The sequence below is a fragment of the Devosia sp. genome (assembly GCF_017307495.1).
Lineage (GTDB): Bacteria > Pseudomonadota > Alphaproteobacteria > Rhizobiales > Devosiaceae > Devosia_A.
The window spans coordinates 70893-89620 of sequence record NZ_JAFKHE010000024.1 but is presented as its reverse complement, the minus strand read 5'-3'; the positions used below and the strand labels follow the sequence as shown (position 1 = coordinate 89620).

Sequence of the window (18728 nt, the reverse complement as noted above, 5' to 3'; positions counted from 1 at the left end):
CCAGCCTCCCCCGGCTTGACGCTTACGTCAGTCACCGTCTTGTCACGGAAAAGCCGATGCCATAGGGTCCGTACCCAATCCGACGGTTTCGACCAGTCGGGATAAATAGAGGCATGGCATCCTAGTCGCCAGGCACGTCGGGAAATGTCTTTTTCATAGGAGATGGGACAAGAATGAAAATAACGCAGGTCCTGAAAGCGGTCGCGACCGCCGGCGCGTTAGCGCTGTTCATGGCGAGCGCGGCACAGGCCGTGACGCTGAACCTGGGCAATGGCAGCGAGCCCGGTTCGATCGACCCGCACAAGGCGTCGGGCGACTGGGAAAACCGGATCGTCGGCGAGCTGTTCGAGGGTCTGGCCGCCGAGGACATCCATGCCCAGCCGATCCCCGGCCAGGCGGAATCCTGGACCATTTCCGACGATGGCCTCGTCTACACGTTCAAGATCCGCGCCGATGCCAAGTGGAGCGACGGGCAGCCGGTCGTGGCGCAGAACTGGGTCGACGCCTTCCAGCGCCTGTTCGATCCCAAGACCGCTGCCGACTATGCCTACCTGCAGTATCCGATCAAGAATTCGGCCAAGATCGGCTCGGGTGAAATCACCGATTTCAGCCAGCTCGGCGTCAAGGCCATCGACGACAAGACGCTCGAGATCACGCTTGAATCCCCGACGCCGTATTTCATCGGCGCGCTGACCCACTACACCGCCTATCCGATCCGCAAGGACATCATCGAGAAGTTCGGCGACCAGTGGACGCAGCCCGAGAACATCGTCGGCAACGGCCCCTACAAGCTGGTCGAGTGGGTGCCCGGTTCGTACCTGCGCGGCGTCAAGTCCGACACCTATTACGGCAAGGACAGCCTGAAGATCGACGAGATCAAGTGGGACAATACCGAGGACCTGACCGCGGCGCTCAACCGCTACCGCGCGGGTGAACTCGACATCCTCACCGACTTCCCGGCCGACCAGTACAAGTTCCTGCAGGACAACTACCCGGGCCAGGCCCACGTCGCGCCGTTCCTGGGCATCTACTACTACGTGCTGAACCAGGAAAAGCCGCCGCTGGACAACGTCAACATCCGCAAGGCCCTGTCGATCTCGGTGCTGCGTGACGTGATCGGTCCCGACGTGCTGGGCACCGGCGAACTGCCGGCCTATGGCTGGGTCCCGCCCGGCACCGGCAACTACGAGGGCGAGCAGTACCTGCCCGACTGGTCCAAGGAGCCCTACGACCAGCGCGTCGAGGAGGCCAAGAAGCTGATGGCGGATGCCGGCTACACCCCGGACAAGCCGCTGAAGCTGCAGCTGCGCTACAACACCAACGAGAACCACCAGCGCATCGCCGTCGCCATCGCTGACATGTGGAAGCAGATCGGCGTCGAGGTCGAGCTGTTCAACGCCGAGACCGCCGTGCACTACGACGCGCTGCGTGCCGGCGACTTCAACGTCGGTCGCGCCGGCTGGCTGCTCGACTACGACGACGCCTCCAACACGCTCGACCTGCTGAAGTCCGGCGTGAAGCAGGGCGACACGATGAACTGGGGCAACAACTACGGCCGCTTCAGCGACCCGAAGTACGACGCCCTGCTCGACCAGGCCTCCAAGGAACTCGACCTCGTCAAGCGCGCCGCGCTGCTGCACGAGGCCGAGAAGCTGGCCATGGACCAGTTCGCTGCGATCCCGATCTACTGGTACGTCAGCAAGAACGTCGTTTCGCCCAAGATCACGGGCTTCGAGGACAATGCCAAGGACATCAATCGTGTCCGCTGGATGAGCAAGTCCGAGTAGAGTCTCGCGAAAGAGAGCGGCCGCGGAGTTGGGACTTCGCGGCCGATTCCCATTTCCGCCGTCTATCGGCGATGATCCCGCGCACTGGCGGGAAAGGTCACAAACGAGATGCTAGGCTATGCGCTCAGGCGCGTACTCACGGCTATCCCGATCGTGCTGCTCACGATCACGGTATGCTTTTTCATCCTGCGCCTGGCGCCCGGCGGTCCCTTCGACGGCGAGCGGGCCCTGCCACCCGACCAGCTGCGGAACATCCGCGCCTACTATCACCTCGACGAACCGCTGGTGATGCAGTTCTTCCGCTATGTCGCGGGCGTGGCGCAGGGCAATTTCGGCCCCTCGATGGTGATGAAGGACTTCACTGTCGCGCGGCTCATCGGCATCGGCCTGCCGTTCACGCTGATGCTGGGCTTTACCGCGTTCATCGTGGGCACCGTGGCCGGGCTCGTCGCCGGCGCCATCGCGGCGGTCAACCAGAACCGCTGGCCCGACTACCTGCTGGTGTTCGTGGTGCTGATCCCGATCATCATTCCCAACTTCTTGATGGCCAACGTGGTGCAACTGGTGTTCGGCGTATACCTGCACTGGCTGCCGGTGGGCGGCTATACGCCGGGCGCCTGGCTCAACCTGGTGCTGCCTGTGCTGATCCTTGCGATGCCGCATGGCGCGCGCGTCGCCCGCCTGACCCGCGGCTCGATGATCGAAGTGCTCGGCACCAACTATATCCGCACCGCGCGGTCCAAGGGCCTCGGCGCCCGACTGATCCTGGCGCGGCATGCCATCAAGCCAGCGCTGATCCCGGTGGTTTCGTATCTCGGGCCGGGCCTCTCGTACCTGCTGACCGGTTCGCTGGTCGTCGAGCAGGTGTTCGCGCTGCCGGGCATCGGCAAGTACTTCATCACCGCGGCGCTCAACCGCGACTATGGCGTCGTGCTCGGCACGACGATCCTCTACGTGTTCATCATTCTCGCGCTCAACCTGATCGTCGACGTCGTCTACGCCTGGCTCGATCCCAAGGTGAGGTTCCGCTGATGGCTGGGATCACCGGCAAGGACGCCACCCTCACCGCCTATGCAGACGCGCTTGCGGCAGCTCCCAAAGGCCGCTCGCTGACGCAGGACGCCTTGCGCCGGCTCAGCCGCAACAAGGCCGCGCTCGTCTCGATCTTCGTGCTCGCCGCACTGGTGCTGTTCGCACTGGCTGGCCCGTACTTCCTGCCCTGGACCTACGACAAGATCGACTGGTCGGCGATCCGCAAGCCGCCGGACTGGGTCAAGGGCCACTATTTCGGCACCGACCAGAATGGCCGCGACATGCTGGCCCGCACACTGCAGGGCACGCAGATGTCGCTGCTCGTGGCGACCGTTGCCACCGTCGTTTCGGTGGTGATCGGCATCATCTACGGCGCCATTGCGGGCTATTTCGGCGGCAAGATCGACGCGGTGATGATGCGCTTCGTCGATATCATGTACGCGCTGCCCTACATCCTGTTCGTGATCATCCTGGTGGTGATCTTCGGGCGCTCTCCGGTGCTGCTGTTCGTCGGCATCGGCTGCCTCGAATGGCTGACCATGGCGCGTATCGTTCGCGGCCAGACGCTCAGCATCAAACAGCGCGAGTTCGTCGAGGCGGCGCGGGCCGGCGGCGCCGGTCCGTTCGCCATCATCTTCCGGCACGTGGTGCCTAACCTTACCGGCCCGGTGGTGATCTACGCCACGCTCACCGTGCCGGAAATCATCCTCACCGAGAGCTTCCTCTCCTACCTCGGCCTCGGGGTGCAGGAACCGCAGACCTCGCTCGGCACGCTGATCTCGTTCGGCGCGCCAGTGGCCGAGGCGCTGCCCTGGATGCTGTTCACCCCTGCCGCCTTCCTCGTCGTCATGCTCGTCTGCCTCTCTTATATCGGCGACGGGTTGCGCGACGCGCTCGATCCCAAGGACCGCTAGAATGGCCGATGTCCTCGTCGTCGACGATCTCGACGTCACCTTCCAGCTGCACAATTCCGAGGTGAAAGCCGTCTCGGACCTCGATTTTGCCCTCGCCGAAGGCGAGACGCTCGCCGTGGTGGGGGAAAGTGGCTCGGGCAAGAGCCAGGCGTTCCTGTCGATCATGGGATTGCTGGCCAAGAACGGCAAAGGTTCCGGCCGGGCCATGCTGGGCGACACCAATCTCATCGGGCTCAGCCCCGGTGAGCTTGACCGCTATCGCGGCAAGGACATCGCCATGATCTTCCAGGACCCGATGACCTCGCTGAATCCCGCGCTGAGGATCCGGACACAACTGGGCGAGGTGCTGGTCCGGCACCAGGGCTACGACCGGGAAAGAGCCAACCGGGCAGTCATCGAGATGCTGGAGCGGGTCGGCATTCCCGAACCGGTCAAGCGCGCCAGCGCCTATCCGCACGAACTATCGGGCGGCATGCGACAGCGCGTCATGATCGCGATGGCGCTGCTGTGCCGGCCCAAGGTGCTGATCGCGGACGAGCCGACCACGGCCCTCGATGTCACCGTGCAGGCGCAGATGCTCGACCTGTTCAAGACCCTGACCAACGATTTCGGCACGGCCCTGGTGCTGATCACGCACGATCTCGGCGTGGTGGCCGGCGTCGCCGATCGCATGATGGTGATGTATGGCGGGCGCTGCATCGAGAAGGGGCCGACGGACACGCTGTTCTACGACCCGCGCCACCCCTATACGCTGGGCCTGCTGCATTCGACGCCCAATGTCGACAAGCGGGCCGCCCGGCTCGATCCGATCCAGGGGCTGCCGCCGAGCCTCGAACACCTGCCGCGCGGCTGCGCCTTCCATCCCCGTTGTGCCTTCCGCTTCGATCGCTGCTTCGAGGAGCGGCCGCCCCTGCTGCCGGTGGAAGACGTGCGCGAGAAGGCGTGCTGGTACCAGGGCGAGTTGAACTACGAGGAGGTCGCGTGATGCTCGACCGGACCGAAGACCTGCTCAAGGTCGAAAACCTCTACAAGAACTTCTCGATTTCGGCCGGCCTCTTCGCCAAGCCGTTCGAGCTCAGGGCCCTGCAGGACATCAGCTTCACCGTGAAGCGCGGCGAAACGCTGGGCATCGTGGGCGAGAGCGGTTGCGGCAAGTCGACGCTCGGCCGCTGCATCCTGCAGCTCCTGACGCCGGACCAGGGCAGGGTGCTCTGGCTCGGCCAGGATATTTCGCGCCTGCCCGAAGCCGAGATGCGCAAGAAGCGGCGCGACCTGCAGATCATCTTCCAGGATCCGCTGGCGTCGCTGAATCCGCGCATGACGGTGGGCGAGATCATCGCCGACCCATTGAAGACGCTGATGCCCGAGATCGACGCCAAGGGGCGGCGGGACCGGGTGATCCGGACGATGGAGGCGGTGGGCCTGCTGCCCGAGATGATCAACCGCTATCCGCACGAGTTCTCGGGCGGGCAGGCGCAGCGCATCGGCATTGCCCGGGCGCTGATCAGCGAGCCGAAGCTGATCGTGTGCGACGAGCCGGTGTCGGCGCTCGACGTGTCGATCCAGGCGCAGATCCTGAACCTGCTCTCCGACCTCAAGGAGCGGCTGGGGCTGACGCTGATCTTCATCTCGCACAACCTCAGCGTCGTGCGGCACGTGTCGGACCGCATCCTTGTGCTGTACCTCGGCCGGATCGTCGAGCTCGCCGACGGCGACGACCTCTATGACGATCCCAAGCATCCCTATACGCGGGCGCTGCTCACCGCCGTGCCGATCCCCGATCCCAAGCGGGCGCGGCAACGCACGATCGAGGGGCTCGTGGGCGAGATCCCGTCACCGATCAACCAGCCGTCGGGGTGCACGTTCCGGACGCGGTGCCGGTTCGCCGAAGCACGCTGCGCCGACAAAGTGCCGCCGCTCGAGACATTGCCGGGCGGACGGCGGGTGGCCTGCATCCGCTGGCAGGAGATCGACCTGAACCCCGGGCCGTGAGGCTGCAGCGCCTCCCTCCCCCTTGAGGGGAGGGACCAAGGGAGTGGGGTAGTGCGGTGACCGCCGATGGACCCCCACCCCCAAACCCCTCCCAAGGGGGAGGGGAGCAGGCTGTCTCGGTGTCGAGCTGAACCCCGGGCCCTGAGGCGGCAGCGCCTCCCTCCCCCTTGAGGGGAGGGACCGAGGGACGGGGTGGTGCGGCGATCCACCGATGGACCCCCACCCCCAAACCCCTCCCAAGGGGGAGGGGAGCAGGCTGTCTCGGTGTCGAGTTGAACCCCGGGCTCTGAGGTTGCAGCGCCTCCCTCCCCCTTGAGGGGAGGGACTGAGGGAGGGGGTGGTGCGGTGATCCACCGACCGACCCCCACCCCCAACCCCTCCCCTCAGGGGGGAGGGGAGCAGGCTGTCTCGGTGTCGAGCTGAACCCCAGGCTCTGAGGTTGCAGGGCCTCCCACCCCCTTGAGCGGAGGGACCGAGGGGGGTAGCGCGGTGACCCTCCGATGGACCCCCACCCCCAACCCCTCCCCTCAAGGGGGAGGGGAGCAGGCGGGAGGATGATGGAGAGGCCGGTGATGCGACTTCAGCCCCGCGATCGGCGTTCGCTGCCTTTGTAGTCGCCGCGGCGGCGGCGGCGGTCGGGACCGACGAAACCGCCGCCCTCGACGAAGGGGCGCGGCGCCGCCATGATCGCGTTCAGCCGGCTGGCGATGTGCTGGGCGGCAAACGGCTTGCGCAGGAACTCGGTGACTCCGGCATCGCGCGCCGCGGTGATCTCGGCGGCGTCGGGCTCGGATGACATCATGATCACCGGGGTGTCGCGGTTGAGCCCCTCGCCTGCCTGGCGCAGGGCCCTGACCAGGGCGAGCCCGTTCATCGGCAGCAAGCGGTCGTTCAGCATGATGGCGCCGAAACGATGCGATTGCAGCAGCAGCGCCGCCCTGTCGGAATCGTGGGCCTCGTCGATCCGGCGCACCTTGATGTGCCGCAGCATCTGGCCGACGAGCGCCGCCATGTGCGGCGAGGGATCGACCACGAGGATATCAAGCTTGGAAAAATCGGGCTTGAGCATGATGTGCCATTGTCGCACCGGTGCCTTGCCGGCCGGTTAACCGGCAAAGGCCGGAAAACCCGCGCCGAGCCGTTGACAGCAGGGGTTTTTGCCCTTAGGTACAGCGCCAATTCATAGGCGCGGCGCGCCTCTTTTTGTTTCTGTTCCGAGGTTTGGAATGAAGGTCACCAATTCGCTCAAGGCTCTGATGGGTCGCCATCGTGCCAACAAGCTCGTGCGCCGCCGCGGCCGCGTGTACATCATCAACAAGGTGGACAAGCGCTACAAGGCCCGCCAGGGCTGAGCGGCGCTCACCTGCGACGATCTCCGAAAAGGCCCGCTCCGGCGGGCCTTTTCGCATTCCGGCATGGGCCAATGCAGGCGCCGGGGCGCGCTGGCGCCCCGGGCACACCGGTCGAGCGCCGGCGGGGCCTATGCGGCGAGGGCGGCGATGATCCGCAACCAGGAGCGGATGCCCTTGTGGAAGCTCCTCAGGTCGTACTTCTCGTTGGGCGAGTGGATGCGGTCGTCATCCAGCGCGAAGCCGATCAGCAGCGTGTCGAGTCCGAGGATCTTCTTGAACTCCCCGGCCACGGGGATCGAGCCGCCCGAGCCGATCAGGGCCGCTTCGTGGCCCCACTCGTCCTTGAGCGCGGCGGCAGCCTGCTTGAGGAAGGCGCCATCGGTGGGGACGGAAACGGCGGGGCTGCCACCATGTTCGGCGAAGGTCGCGGTGGCATCGGGCGGCAGGCGGTCGGTGACATGCTTGCGGAAGGCGGCGCGGATCCTGACCGGGTCCATGCCCGAGACGAGGCGGAAGGAGATCTTGGCCCTGGCCTTGGCCGGGATCACCGTCTTGAAGCCGTCGCCGGTGTAGCCGCCGGTGATGCCGTTGATCTCGCAGGTGGGGCGCGAGCGTGTCTGCTCGAGGACGGAGCGGCCCTTTTCGCCGGCGGGCGTGGTGAGGCCGGCGCCCTTCATGAACGCGGCTTCGTCATAGGGCAGGCGCTTCCACAGCGCGGCGATGTCGGCCGGCAGTTCGGCGACGTCGTCGTAGAAGCCGTCGATGGCGACGCTGCCGTCGGGATTGCGCAGGCTGGCGATGATGTCGGCCAGCACCTGGATCGGGTTGCGCGCGGCGTTGCCGTACATGCCCGAGTGGAGGTCATGGCTGGCGCAGGTGATCTCGACTTCCTCGCCGACGAGGCCGCGCAGCGAGGTGACGATGGCGGGCGTGTCGCGGTTCCACAGGTCGGTGTCGCAGACGAGCGCGATGTCGGCCTGGCCCAACTCCGCCTTGTTGGCCTCGAGGAAGGCGGGGAGATTCTTGCCGCCCGATTCCTCCTCGCCTTCGGAGACGATGGTGACCCTGAGCGGCAGCTGGCCGTTGACGGCCTTCCAGGCTCGGCAGGCTTCGACGAAGGTGAGCAACTGGCCCTTGTCGTCGGAGGTGCCGCGGCCGACGATGCGGGTCTCGCCGTCCTCGCCCTGCACCAGCGTGGCAGTGAAGGGATCGGTGTTCCAGAGTTCGATCGGATCGACCGGCTGCACGTCGTAGTGGGCGTAGAACAGCACGTGCGGGCCGGTGCTGCCGGCATGGCCGACGACGACGGGATGGCCCGGAGTGGGGCGGACCGAGGCGGAGAAGCCGAGCCCTTCGAGTTCGTGGGCGACCCAGTCGGCGGCGCGCTTCACCTCGCCGGCATAGGCCGGATCGGTGGAGATCGACTTGATGGCCACCAGGGTCTTCAGGCGCTCGAGGCTGTCGCCGATGTGGGCATCGGCGTGGGCCAATGCCTTCTCAAGGACTTGGGCGGCTTCGAGCTTGGTGGTCATCGGCATTTCTCTCTGAGATGAACAAGCGGCCTCCCCGCGAACGGGAAGGCCGGGAGTGATAGCAGGTTTTGCGCGCTCACGACGAGCCGGCGCCGTCCTGGCGGACGAAGGCGATGCGCAGCATGTTGGTGGCGCCGGGCGTGCCGAGCGGGATGCCGGCGGTGATGGCGATGCGGTCGCCCGGACGGGCGAGACCCTCCTGGTAGGAGATGACGCAGGCGCGATCGACCATGTCCTCGAGGTTTACCGCGTCGGGCGATTCCACGCAGTGGATGCCCCAGACCACCGACAGGCGGCGGGCCGTGCGCAGGTTGGGCGAGAGCGCCAGGATGGGCTTGCTCGGCCGCTCGCGGGCGGCGCGGATGGCGGTCGAGCCGGACGAGGTGTAGGTGACGATGGCGGCGAGGTCGAGGGTCTCGGCGACCTGGCGGGTGGCGGCCGAGATGGCATCGGCCGCGGTTGCCTCGGGCTCGGCGGCCTGGGCGCGGATGATGCCGCGATAGTTGACGTCGCCTTCGACGGCGATCGCGACCTTGTTCATCATGGCCACGGCTTCGACCGGGTACTGGCCGGAAGCGCTCTCGGCCGAGAGCATGACGGCGTCGGCGCCCTCGAACACGGCGATCGACACGTCCGAGACTTCGGCGCGGGTCGGGACCGGCGAGGTGATCATCGATTCGAGCATCTGGGTGGCGACCACCACCGGCTTGCCGTAGCGGCGGGCGATGCGGATCATGCGCTTCTGCAGGCCGGGGACCTGCTCGAGCGGCATCTCGACGCCGAGGTCGCCGCGCGCCACCATGAAGGCGTCGCACAGCTTGATGATCTCCTCGAGACGCTCCACTGCCTGCGGCTTCTCGATCTTGGCCATGACGCCGGCCCGGCCCTGGACGATCTTGCGGATATCGATGATGTCCTCGGGGCGCTGCACGAAGCTGACGGCGATCCAGTCGGCTTCGGCCTCGAGACCCTTGAGCAGGTCGGCGTGATCCTTCTCGGTGAGCGCGCCCATGGGGAGCAGCGTGTCGGGCAGGCTGACGCCCTTCCTGTCGCTGAGCTTGCCGCCGTAGATGACCTCGGTCTCGACCTGGCCGCCGCCGACCTTGGTGGCGCGCAGCTGCAGCTTGCCGTCGTCGAGCAGCAGGCGATCCCCGACCGAGACGGACTCGAGGATTTCCGGATGGGGCAGGAAGACGCGGTCGAGCGTGCCGGGCGTGTCCGAGCTGTCGAGGGTGAACTTCGCGCCGGCGACGAGCTGGATGGCGCCCTCGGCGAACCTGCCGACACGGAGCTTGGGGCCCTGCAGGTCGACCAGCACGCCGAGCGGATGGTGCAGCCGGGCCTCGACATTGCGGATGTAGCCGACGGTCTGCTTCAGCAGTTCGTGGCTGGCATGGCTCATGTTGATGCGGAAGACATCCGCACCGGCGCGCGCCAGCTTCTCGATCGTGGCCTCGTCATTGGAGGCCGGCCCCAGGGTCGCCACGATCTTCACGCGTCTCATGCGTCTCATTGAATGTCTGCACCTTCATCAGTGGGAGCGTCATCGGTCGGCGCATCGCCGCCGTCGGCAGGCAAGTTACCGTCGGTCGGCAGGTCGCCTTCGAGCGGCACGGTCTCGGTGGAGTCCGGCTCGCCGCCGACCACCTCCCCTTCGGTCAGCTGCAAGGTCCAGTCGCTACGGTTATGCGTGTCGACCTCGAAGAACCCCGTGCGTTCGTAGCCCCGCGCCAGGCAATCCTCAACCCCGAAGATGGTGAAGGTTTCGTCACGCGTACACATGAACACGTTGCCATCCCAGGCGCCGCCGCTGACGTCGTCGGCGGCGTAGAGATAGTAGTAGCGGCGCGCTTCGAGGTCGCCGCGATAGATGGTGACGCAGTTGGACGGCTCGGCCACCCACCAGCCCTCGGACTGCCAGCCCTTCTCGGCACGGTAGCCGAAGGCGATGGAGACCTTGTTGGCGGTTTCGTTGCAGACGCGGAAGCTGCCCTGGCTGGTGTCGGCCGCGGCGTTGGGGGCCGGCGCCTGCTCCTGCGCCACGACGCTCTGCGGCGCGAGGGTGCGGGGCAGGAAGGCCCAGATCGACGCAGCGACGAAGGCCGCAGCGAGCACGCCGGCGATGGCGAGGATATAGCGCATGGACCGTCCGGATTCGACGCCTGAAATCGTTTGCAGCGCGCGAGGTGTTGTGCAAAGCGTCCCGCGCGCTGTCAACCGCTATCGGAGGGTTTTGGCGGAAATTGGAGGGGGCTCGGCGGGCGCGGTGTGGATAGGCGTCGATTGACCTTGAACCGGGCGCTCCAACCGGGTTGAACGGGGTCTTAAACGAAGAGGACTACGACTATGGCTACCGTCTCTCCCGATAGCGTCGCCCAGGACCAGATCAAGGCCTTCATCGAGCGCATCGAGCGCCTCGAGGAGGAAAAGGCGGCGATCTCCGGCGACATCAAGGAGGTCTATGCCGAGGCCAAGGGCAACGGCTTCGACACCAAGGTGCTGCGCAAGATCGTGTCGATCCGCAAGCAGGACCACAACGAGCGCATGGAGCAGGAAGCGCTGCTCGAGCTCTACCTCACCGCCCTGGGCATGGCGGCGGCGCCCAGCGAAGACGAATAGGCCGAACGACGAACGAGACGAGGCCGCCCGCGGGGCGGCCTTTTCTATTCCGCTGCCGTTCGCGCGTCATAGTCCGGCGCACCGGGATTGCCCGGTGCGGTTTCGGCGCCGAGATCCGGGAAGGCAACGATGCGCTGGTGCCTGAGGTCCATGCGGACGACGAGCAGGCCGCGTTCCTCGAACCAGGTGAGCAGGCGCCGGGCGCGGCCGGTCGAGTGCGTGCCGTAGGCCCGGGCAAGGGTAGCGTCGGACGGGCAGGCAAGGCCCTCGACCGCGGCGCGGGCGAGCACTAGGAATACCCCCTGCACGTCGTCGGCGAGTTCGCTCGACATCGCCAATGCGTTCTGCCAGGCCTCGGACTGAGCCGTTTCCCCGGCCACGCCGGCACGGACGACCGCGAGCTTGCGGCGGAAGGCGGGGAGGGCCAGCGCCTCGCCGGGGACGCGCCGGATGCGGCAACGGACGAGGAAATCCTGATACAGCACGGCGACCGAGCGATAGGCGGCGTCGCGGTCCTCGAGCAGCTCGCGGATAACGTCGTCGATGGCGCCATCGCGCTCGGCTTCGTCGACCGCCGGCTCCTCGGGACGCGGCTGCGGCACCTGGGTGCGCACCAGCTGGGCAAGGAGATCGTTGGTCGAGGGCGGCGGTGGCGGCGGGGCGCGGCGAACGGGTCGCGGTGCTTCGGGCACCGGGGCGAAGATCAGGTCCCTGGCGTCGGCCGGCTGGTCCGGCAGCGGCATCAGCTTGGGGCTCGAGGAGCGGGCCGAGGTCTCGACCGGGCCGATGACCATGGGCAACGGCCGGCGCGACATGGCGGGGCCGAGGGCGACGAAGTGGCCGCGGTTCAGATCGCGGAACATCTCGGCCTGCCGGCGCTCCATGCCGAGCAGGTCGGCCGCGCGGGCCATGTCTATATCGAGGAAGGTGCGGCCCATCAGGAAGTTGGACGCCTCGGCGGCGACGTTCTTGGCGAGCTTGGCGAGGCGCTGCGTGGCGATGACTCCGGCAAGGCCACGCTTGCGGCCGCGGCACATCAGGTTGGTCATGGCGCCGAGCGACAGCTTGCGCGCTTCGTCGCTCACTTCGCCGGCGATGGCCGGAGCGAAGAGCTGGGCTTCGTCTACGACGACGAGCATGGGGTACCAGTAGTCGCGGTCGGCATCGAACAGGCCGCCGAGGAAGGCGGCGGCGCAGCGCATCTGCTGCTCGACATCGAGGCCTTCGAGGCTCAGCACCACCGACACGCGGTGCTGGCGGACGCGGTTGGCAATGGTGGTGAGCTCACTCTCCGAGCGCGAGGCATCGACGACGAGGTGGCCGTATCTGTCGGCGAGGGTGACAAAATCGCCCTCGGGATCGACGATGCATTGCTGCACCCAGGGGGCGCTCTGTTCGAGCAGGCGGCGGAGGAGGTGGGACTTGCCGGAACCGGAATTGCCCTGCACGAGCAGGCGCGTCGCGAGCAGTTCCTCGAGATCGAGCTTCGCCTCGGCGCCACCCTGCGCCACACCCATGTCGATCGCGACCTGCATGGGATGTGGTTAGCTGATTCTTGGGGAGGCTAGGGCGTGCAGTAGCCTCTCCACACACACGTTGTCATGGAGGGCGGTCTATCGCCTCCACACCGGTCATTCCCGCGAAAGCGGGAACCTCTGTTTGCGGTGCCCGCAAAAAAACGGGGATCCCCGCTTTCGCGGGGATGACATCGAGAGTGACTGGCGGAAAATGGTGAGGGTGGTGGCCCCCTCCACCACCTACGGCGGTCTCCCTCCCCCGCCCCGCGGGGGAGGATCACGGAGAGATCGAAACCTCAGGCCAGCGTCGACTTGGCCGCCTTGGCGCTGTCGATGCCGAGGGTGGTCAGCGTGGTCGCCACGATGCCGGCGCGATCGAGGCCCGCCGCCGCATACATGTCGTTGACGCTCGCCTGCTCGACGAAGGTGTCGGGCAGCATGAGGGGGCGGAATTTCAGCTTGCCGTCGAGCAGGCCGTTGCTGGCGAGGAACGTCGCGACGTGGCTGCCGAAGCCGCCGATGCCGCCTTCCTCGATGGTGATCAGCAGTTCGTGCTCGCGGGCCAGGCGGGCCAACAGCTCTTCGTCGAGCGGCTTCAGGAAGCGCATGTCGGCAATGGTGGGGGTGAGGCCGTAGGCCATCAGCTTCTCGCCGGCCGCGATCACTTCGCCCAGCCTGGTGCCGAAGTTGACCAGCGCCACGGACTTGCCCTCGCGCAGCAGGCGGCCCCTGCCGATTTCGAGCACGCTGCCGCGCTCGGGCAGCTCCACCCCGAGGCCGTCGCCGCGCGGATAGCGGAAGGCGATCGGGCCCTCGTCATAGGCGGCGGCGGTGGCGACCATGTGCTTGAGCTCGGCCTCGTCGCCAGCGGCCATGATGACCATGCCGGGAATGGCGCCGAGATAGGCGTTGTCGTAGTTGCCGGCATGGGTCGGGCCGTCGGCGCCGACATAGCCGGCGCGGTCGATGGCGAAGCGCACGGGCAGGCCCTGCACGGCGACGTCGTGGATCACCTGGTCGTAGGCGCGCTGCAGGAAGGTCGAGTAGATGGCGACGAACGGCTTCATGCCCTCGGTCGCCATGCCGGCGGCAAAGGTCACGGCGTGCTGCTCGGCGATGCCGACGTCGAAGACGCGGGTCGGGAACAGCTCGGCGAACTTGTCGAGGCCGGTGCCGTTGGGCATGGCCGCGGTGACGGCGACGACACGCTCGTCCGCCCTGGCCTCGGTGACGAGGGCCTGCGCGAAGACGGCGGTGTAGCTCGGGGCGTTCGACGGCGGCTTGGCCTGGGCGCCGGTGATGACGTTGAACTTGTTGACGCCGTGATACTTGTCGGCGGCATCCTCGGCCGGGGCGTAGCCCTTGCCCTTCCGGGTAACGACATGCACCAGGACCGGGCCGCCCTCGTGCGTCTTCACGTTGTGAAGCACATCCATGAGGTCATTCAGGTTATGGCCGTCGATCGGGCCGACATAGTAGAAGCCGAGCTCCTCGAACAGCGTGCCGCCGGTGAAGAAGGAGCGGGCGAACTCTTCGGTCTTGCGGGCCGTCTCGTGGATCATCCGCGGCATTTTTTCGGTGATCGATTTCGCCGTGTCGCGGAAGCCGCGATAGAACGGGCCGGAGACGAGTTTGGCCAGATAGGAGCGCATGGCGCCGGTGGGGGGCGCGATCGACATGTCGTTGTCGTTGAGGATGACGATCAGCCGGGCATCCATGGCGCCGGCATTGTTCATCGCCTCGTAGGCCATGCCGGCCGACATGGCGCCGTCACCGATCACGGCGATGACGTTGCGTCGCTCGCCCTTGAGGTCCGATGCCACGGCCATGCCGAGGCCGGCCGAGATCGAGGTGGAGGAATGACCGGCGCCGAACGGATCGTAGGCGCTTTCGGCGCGGCGGGTGAAGCCGGACAGCCCGTCCTTCTGGCGTAGCGTGCGGATGCGGTCGCGGCGGCCGGTCAGCACCTTGTGCGGATAGGCCTGGTGGCCGACGTCCCAGATCAGGCGATCGTCGGGCGTATCGAAGGTGGCGTGCAGCGCAACGGTGAGCTCGACCACGCCGAGGCCGGCGCCCAGATGCCCACCGGTGACGGACACGGCGTCGATGACCTCGGAACGCAGCTCGTCGGCCAGTTGGCGGAGTTCCTCACGCGACAGGGACTTGAGGTCCGCGGGCGTCGAGACGGTGTCGAGCAGCGGTGTCTGCGGCTTGTCCAAATGTACCGATCCTTGGCCGGTAACGAGCCGGTCTGTCGCCTCATGACTTAGAGGCTCGGGATCGGCAATGCAACGTCCCTGCCGGCGCAGCTTCCTAGCGTTCGGCGACCAGCTGCAGGCCGCTGGTCACGAAGCGGTCATAGGCGGGGATTGCGGCATTGTCGGGAAGGAAGGCGACGCGGCCGGTGAGCGGCCCGAGTTCGGTGCCCTTGTCGAGATAGCCCTCGGCCTCGGTCATCTCCGCCCAGAAGGCCGACTGCATCGGTACGGGCTCGACCAGGGTATCGTTGACGTGGTCGATTTCGGGGGCGACGAGGTCGATCTCGCGCAGGCCGATCGACCGGTTCGGCTGGCGGGAAACGGCGAGGTCGGCGAGCGCCTGCTGGATCGGCTGCGGCGCGCTGGCGCCGGTCAGGGCGTTGAAGGTCATGTCGAACATGCCCTTGAGACCGGCCAGGGTCTCGGTGCCGCCGAGCGAGGCGGTCTGAATCGTGGCCTGGTCGAGCAGGTGCTCGCGGGTGGGCAGGGCCGGCGCCACGGCGGTCTCGCGCTCGATGATCATCTCGAGCGCCTTCTGCGCCTCGGGGCTGGTGCTGGTGGGCACGTAGGCGGTGACCATCTCATCGCTGCGCGGGGTCATCAGCACGCGCGGCTTGGGCATGTCGATGGCCTCGAGCGCGGCTACCGCCGTCTCCCCTTCGATCCGACCGCGGGTGGCGAGCTGGATGCGCTCGGACTTCATCAGCGGGACAGGTGCGCCGACGGCCTCGTAGGCCGCGGTGTCGAAGGTGGCGATCTGCAGGCCGCGACGGACCGGGACGGGGGCAACGACCTCGAAGGTCGACACCAGCCGCTGCGCCGGCTGCTCGGCCGAAGCCAGCAGCACCGTCGCTTCGCCGCCGGCCAACGTGCGCGGGCGGTTGGCCGGGATGGGCGCGGCCTCGCCGGCATTGTCGGCCAGCATGACTTCCGGGGCCGGCTGGTAGATGGCATCGCCGTCGCAGGGCACGGTGTGGCACTTGCTCCACTCGGCCTGCGCAAAGGCGCGGCCGGCGCTGGAGAGCGGCTTGCCGTCGACGGGAACGTGCAGGGTCTTGCCGTCGGGGAAGACCTTTTCGAGCTGGGCCCGGGTCATGCGCGGCCAGGCGCGGACGTTGCCGGTGTCCATGTGGACGAAAGGACTGCCGGAGGTGGGGTAGAAGCCGACGCCGCCGACCTGGTGCTTCATGGCGGTGGCGCGCAGCTTGGACAGGTTCACGCCCGGGATGAACACGTCCATCGCCTTGCCGCGCATGTGCTGGCTGTTCTCGGCGACGCCGGAGGACTTGGCGCGCAGCATGGCGTTGGTCTTGGGCGAGCGGTAGGACGAGACGATGTTGTAGGGCTGGCTGGCGCCGACTTCCTGGTACACTTCCCAGAGCAGGTCGAAGAGGGCGGGATCCATCTTCGTGGGCTCTTTGGTGCGCCAGTCGGCGAGGAAGACGTTCATCTGGCGAAGCACGGCCTGATCGTACTTGCCGTTGCGCTTGAAGGTGAAGCGGGCGGTTTCGCCGGTGTGGGTGTGGTGCAGCCAAAGGGTGCGGTCGCCCTGGCCGCCGGTGCTGCCGAAGGCGGCGCTCACCGGCGCGGTGGTCGGTGGCAGCAGGACGGTCATGGCCATCGTCGCGGCAAGCAACAGCCGCGGAAGCGCCCGCCAGATCTGCAATAGTTTCCCCAACACGCCCCGACGACCCGTTGCAACCCGATACCAGTCAAAACCGTAGCGCCGGATGGATGAGAAGTTGTTAACGCTAACGGTCCGTAGCCAAGGCGAGATGGCCACGTTCACATTTTTAGGCAGGAAATCCGGCCGAACCAAGGCCAAATTCCTAAGCGGCCGTAAACGCTTGGCCGTTCCATCCAAACGCAGGAACAACAAGGGCCGGCGTCGATGGACGCCGGCCCCGAGACTCTAGACCCGCCCGGCGGGCAATTCTACTTGGCGAGCAGCTCTTTCAACCGCTCGTTCATGCCGTACACGTCGCCATAGGAACGGATGGTGCCGTCCGCGTCGACGCGCAGGGTGAAGTAGGAGATGTGGACCGGAATCCTGGTGGTGAGGTTGAACCAGCGTTCCTTGTCGCCGAAGGCCGCCTCGAGCGTCCTGGCATTCATCGAGGGCTCGAGCTTGAGCAGGGCGTCGGCGAACTCCATCGGATTCTCGACGCGCACGCAGCCATGGCTGTAGGCGCGGAACGAGCGCGAGAACAGCGACTTGGACGGCGTGTCGTGCAGGTACACGTCATGCTCGTTGGGGAACAGGAACTTCACCTGCCCGAGCGCGTTGCCGGCACCCGGCTTCTGGCGGATGTGGAAGTTGTTGATGTTGGTCTGGGTCCAGTCGATGGCCGAGGCGTTGACGACCTTGCCGCCCGACAGCATCTCCATGTTCTGGCTGGCGAGATAGCCCGGATTGGCGATCAGGTGCGGCTTGATCTCGTTGACGGCGATCGAGGGCGGCACGTTCCAGTACGGGTTGACGACGACGTGCCGGATTTCGTTGTTGAACAGCGGCGTCTGGTTCTGCGGGCGGCCGACGACCACGCGGGTGGTGTAGGCGATGTCGCCGTGGTCGACGATCCACAGGCGGAACTCGGGGATGTTCACCGTCACCTGGAAGTCGCCGTACTCGTTCGGCTCCCAGCGCCAGCGCTCCATGTTGGCGATGATGTCTTCCTTGGTGGTCGCCGCGCCGCCGTTGAGGGCGGCGATGGTGGCCGGACCGATGGCACCATCGGCATTGAGCCCGAGGCTCGCCTGGAACTGTTTGACGGCCTCGACGAGAGGCGCGTCGTAGGTGATGTCAACCTGGGCCTCGGCGCCGGCAGTCTCCGGAATGTCGGGCTCGGGCACGTTGAGGCGCTGGCGCAGCAGCGTGACGCGCTCATCCGACATGCCGGGCTTGAGCAGTTTGCCCTCGGGAATGGTGATGGCGGCATCGATGACGGTGCCGTCATAGAACTTGGCGAGGGCCGACTTCAGGCCAAGAAACTCGGGCTGGGTCGGCGACAGGTCGAGCAGCACCTTGCCTGGGTCGGTACTGGCGGCGAGCTTGACCAGCAGCTCGGCCTCGTTGACGCGCTTGGGCGTGATCGTCCAGGTCTTGTTGACGTCGAGCGGGTTGATGCGGCCGCCGAAGGCATCCTGCGCATAGCGCATGGTGGCGGCGGAGAAGGCGGTCTCGAGGGCGGCGAGCCTCGCCGGGTCGGTCCCGGCCGCGGCGACGTCGAGGTCGGGGGTCAGGTAGTCGGCAGGGCGGAAGCCTTCGAGCTCGGACTTCTTGAAGACGTCGATGATCTTCTCCGCATTGGCGGAGAAGTGGATGGTGCCCGAATCGTCCTTGCTGAGCCAGAGCGGCTCGAAGTGGCGGGCCCCGTAGAAGAAGTAGAGCCTCTGGGTCTGCTCGTAGGCGCGCGTGCCCTTTTCAGCCGAGGCATAGGCCTGCGACAGGCCGGCCTTGATGATGCGGGCGAGCTCGGTCTTGGGCGGCGCGATGACGACGCGCGTCGCCTCGATGCCGGCGACGTTGACGACTTCCTGCGCCAGCGCGACAGCCGGGGGCGCAAAAGCCACCGTACCCGCCAACAACAAGGCCTTGAGCTTTAGCATCAGGTACTCCGTGCCCTCATGTGGGCGCGCCGGGGCGGGAAAAACTCGACCGGGAGGAGTCGGACTTTGCCCCTGCTGCGATTTTGCTTAGCCCACAAAACTTAACGCTGACAATT

At 66.6% G+C, this 18728-nt stretch carries 15 protein-coding genes; 7 read left to right on the top strand and 8 right to left on the bottom strand.

All coding sequences use genetic code 11. The features are described from left to right. Nucleotides 1–173 precede the first annotated feature (173 nt). The 5 genes from J0I99_RS15550 (at nt 174) to J0I99_RS15530 (ending at nt 5725) form a co-directional block, all read left to right on the top strand. Entirely contained in the window at nt 174–1787 is a 1614-nt protein-coding gene (locus J0I99_RS15550) for a peptide ABC transporter substrate-binding protein (RefSeq protein ID WP_291391595.1), read from the top strand. Nucleotides 1788–1895: 108 nt separating this feature from the next. Next, nucleotides 1896–2819, top strand: coding sequence for an ABC transporter permease subunit (locus J0I99_RS15545; RefSeq protein ID WP_291391594.1), 924 nt, complete (start codon nt 1896–1898; stop codon nt 2817–2819). Next, nucleotides 2819–3733: an ABC transporter permease gene (locus tag J0I99_RS15540; protein WP_291391593.1), complete on the top strand. Its 915-nt coding sequence runs from the start codon at nt 2819–2821 to the stop codon at nt 3731–3733. Before J0I99_RS15545 ends, J0I99_RS15540 begins: the two co-directional genes overlap by 1 nt. Nucleotide 3734: 1 nt before the next feature. Further along, entirely contained in the window at nt 3735–4718 is a 984-nt protein-coding gene (locus tag J0I99_RS15535) for an ABC transporter ATP-binding protein (RefSeq protein WP_291398543.1), read from the top strand. Then, nucleotides 4718–5725: an ABC transporter ATP-binding protein gene (locus J0I99_RS15530; protein ID WP_291391609.1), complete on the top strand. Its 1008-nt coding sequence runs from the start codon at nt 4718–4720 to the stop codon at nt 5723–5725. The genes J0I99_RS15535 and J0I99_RS15530 overlap by 1 nt, the downstream gene beginning before the upstream one ends. Nucleotides 5726–6305: 580 nt before the next feature. Here J0I99_RS15530 and J0I99_RS15525 read toward each other — a convergent pair. Then, nucleotides 6306–6794, bottom strand: a complete 489-nt coding sequence (locus J0I99_RS15525) for a response regulator (protein WP_291393384.1) — start codon at nt 6792–6794, stop codon at nt 6306–6308. 157 nt (nt 6795–6951) lie between these two features. On the opposite strand from J0I99_RS15525, the gene ykgO reads away from it, so the two are divergent. Then, nucleotides 6952–7077 carry a type B 50S ribosomal protein L36 gene (gene ykgO, locus J0I99_RS15520; RefSeq protein ID WP_055046235.1) on the top strand — a complete coding sequence of 42 codons (126 nt, stop codon included), beginning with the start codon at nt 6952–6954 and terminating at the stop codon, nt 7075–7077. A 128-nt stretch (nt 7078–7205) separates the two neighbouring features. Here the strand turns inward: ykgO and J0I99_RS15515 are convergent, their stop codons facing one another. The 3 genes from J0I99_RS15515 to J0I99_RS15505 all read right to left on the bottom strand — a co-directional run bounded on the left by J0I99_RS15515 (nt 7206) and on the right by J0I99_RS15505 (nt 10751). Further along, the gene (locus J0I99_RS15515; RefSeq protein ID WP_291398542.1) at nt 7206–8609 is read right to left on the bottom strand and encodes a M20/M25/M40 family metallo-hydrolase; all 1404 of its coding nucleotides are present in this window, start codon (nt 8607–8609) and stop codon (nt 7206–7208) included. A 76-nt stretch (nt 8610–8685) separates the two neighbouring features. Beyond that, entirely contained in the window at nt 8686–10122 is a 1437-nt protein-coding gene (gene pyk / locus J0I99_RS15510; protein WP_291398541.1) for a pyruvate kinase, read from the bottom strand. Beyond that, a complete protein-coding gene (locus tag J0I99_RS15505) occupies nt 10119–10751 on the bottom strand; it encodes a DUF1036 domain-containing protein (protein WP_291393391.1) in 633 nt (210 codons plus the stop codon). Before J0I99_RS15505 ends, pyk begins: the two co-directional genes overlap by 4 nt. Before the next feature lie 204 nt (nt 10752–10955). On the opposite strand from J0I99_RS15505, the gene J0I99_RS15500 reads away from it, so the two are divergent. After that, nucleotides 10956–11228 carry a DUF2312 domain-containing protein gene (locus tag J0I99_RS15500; RefSeq protein WP_291393393.1) on the top strand — a complete coding sequence of 91 codons (273 nt, stop codon included), beginning with the start codon at nt 10956–10958 and terminating at the stop codon, nt 11226–11228. A 44-nt stretch (nt 11229–11272) separates the two neighbouring features. On the opposite strand, the gene J0I99_RS15495 is transcribed toward J0I99_RS15500, so the two are convergent. From J0I99_RS15495 to J0I99_RS15480, 4 genes are all read right to left on the bottom strand, one after another. Further along, entirely contained in the window at nt 11273–12763 is a 1491-nt protein-coding gene (locus tag J0I99_RS15495; RefSeq protein WP_291398540.1) for an ATP-binding protein, read from the bottom strand. Between the two features lie 278 nt (nt 12764–13041). Continuing rightward, nucleotides 13042–14964 (bottom strand): 1-deoxy-D-xylulose-5-phosphate synthase, encoded by a 1923-nt coding sequence (dxs, locus tag J0I99_RS15490; RefSeq protein WP_291398539.1) that lies wholly within the window; start codon nt 14962–14964, stop codon nt 13042–13044. 94 nt (nt 14965–15058) lie between these two features. Further along, on the bottom strand, nt 15059–16669 hold the full coding sequence (locus tag J0I99_RS15485) for a DUF882 domain-containing protein (RefSeq protein ID WP_291398538.1): 1611 nt from the start codon (nt 16667–16669) through the stop codon (nt 15059–15061). A gap of 269 nt (nt 16670–16938) precedes the next feature. Next, nucleotides 16939–18612, bottom strand: coding sequence for a L,D-transpeptidase family protein (locus J0I99_RS15480; protein ID WP_291398537.1), 1674 nt, complete (start codon nt 18610–18612; stop codon nt 16939–16941). Nucleotides 18613–18728 lie beyond the last annotated feature (116 nt).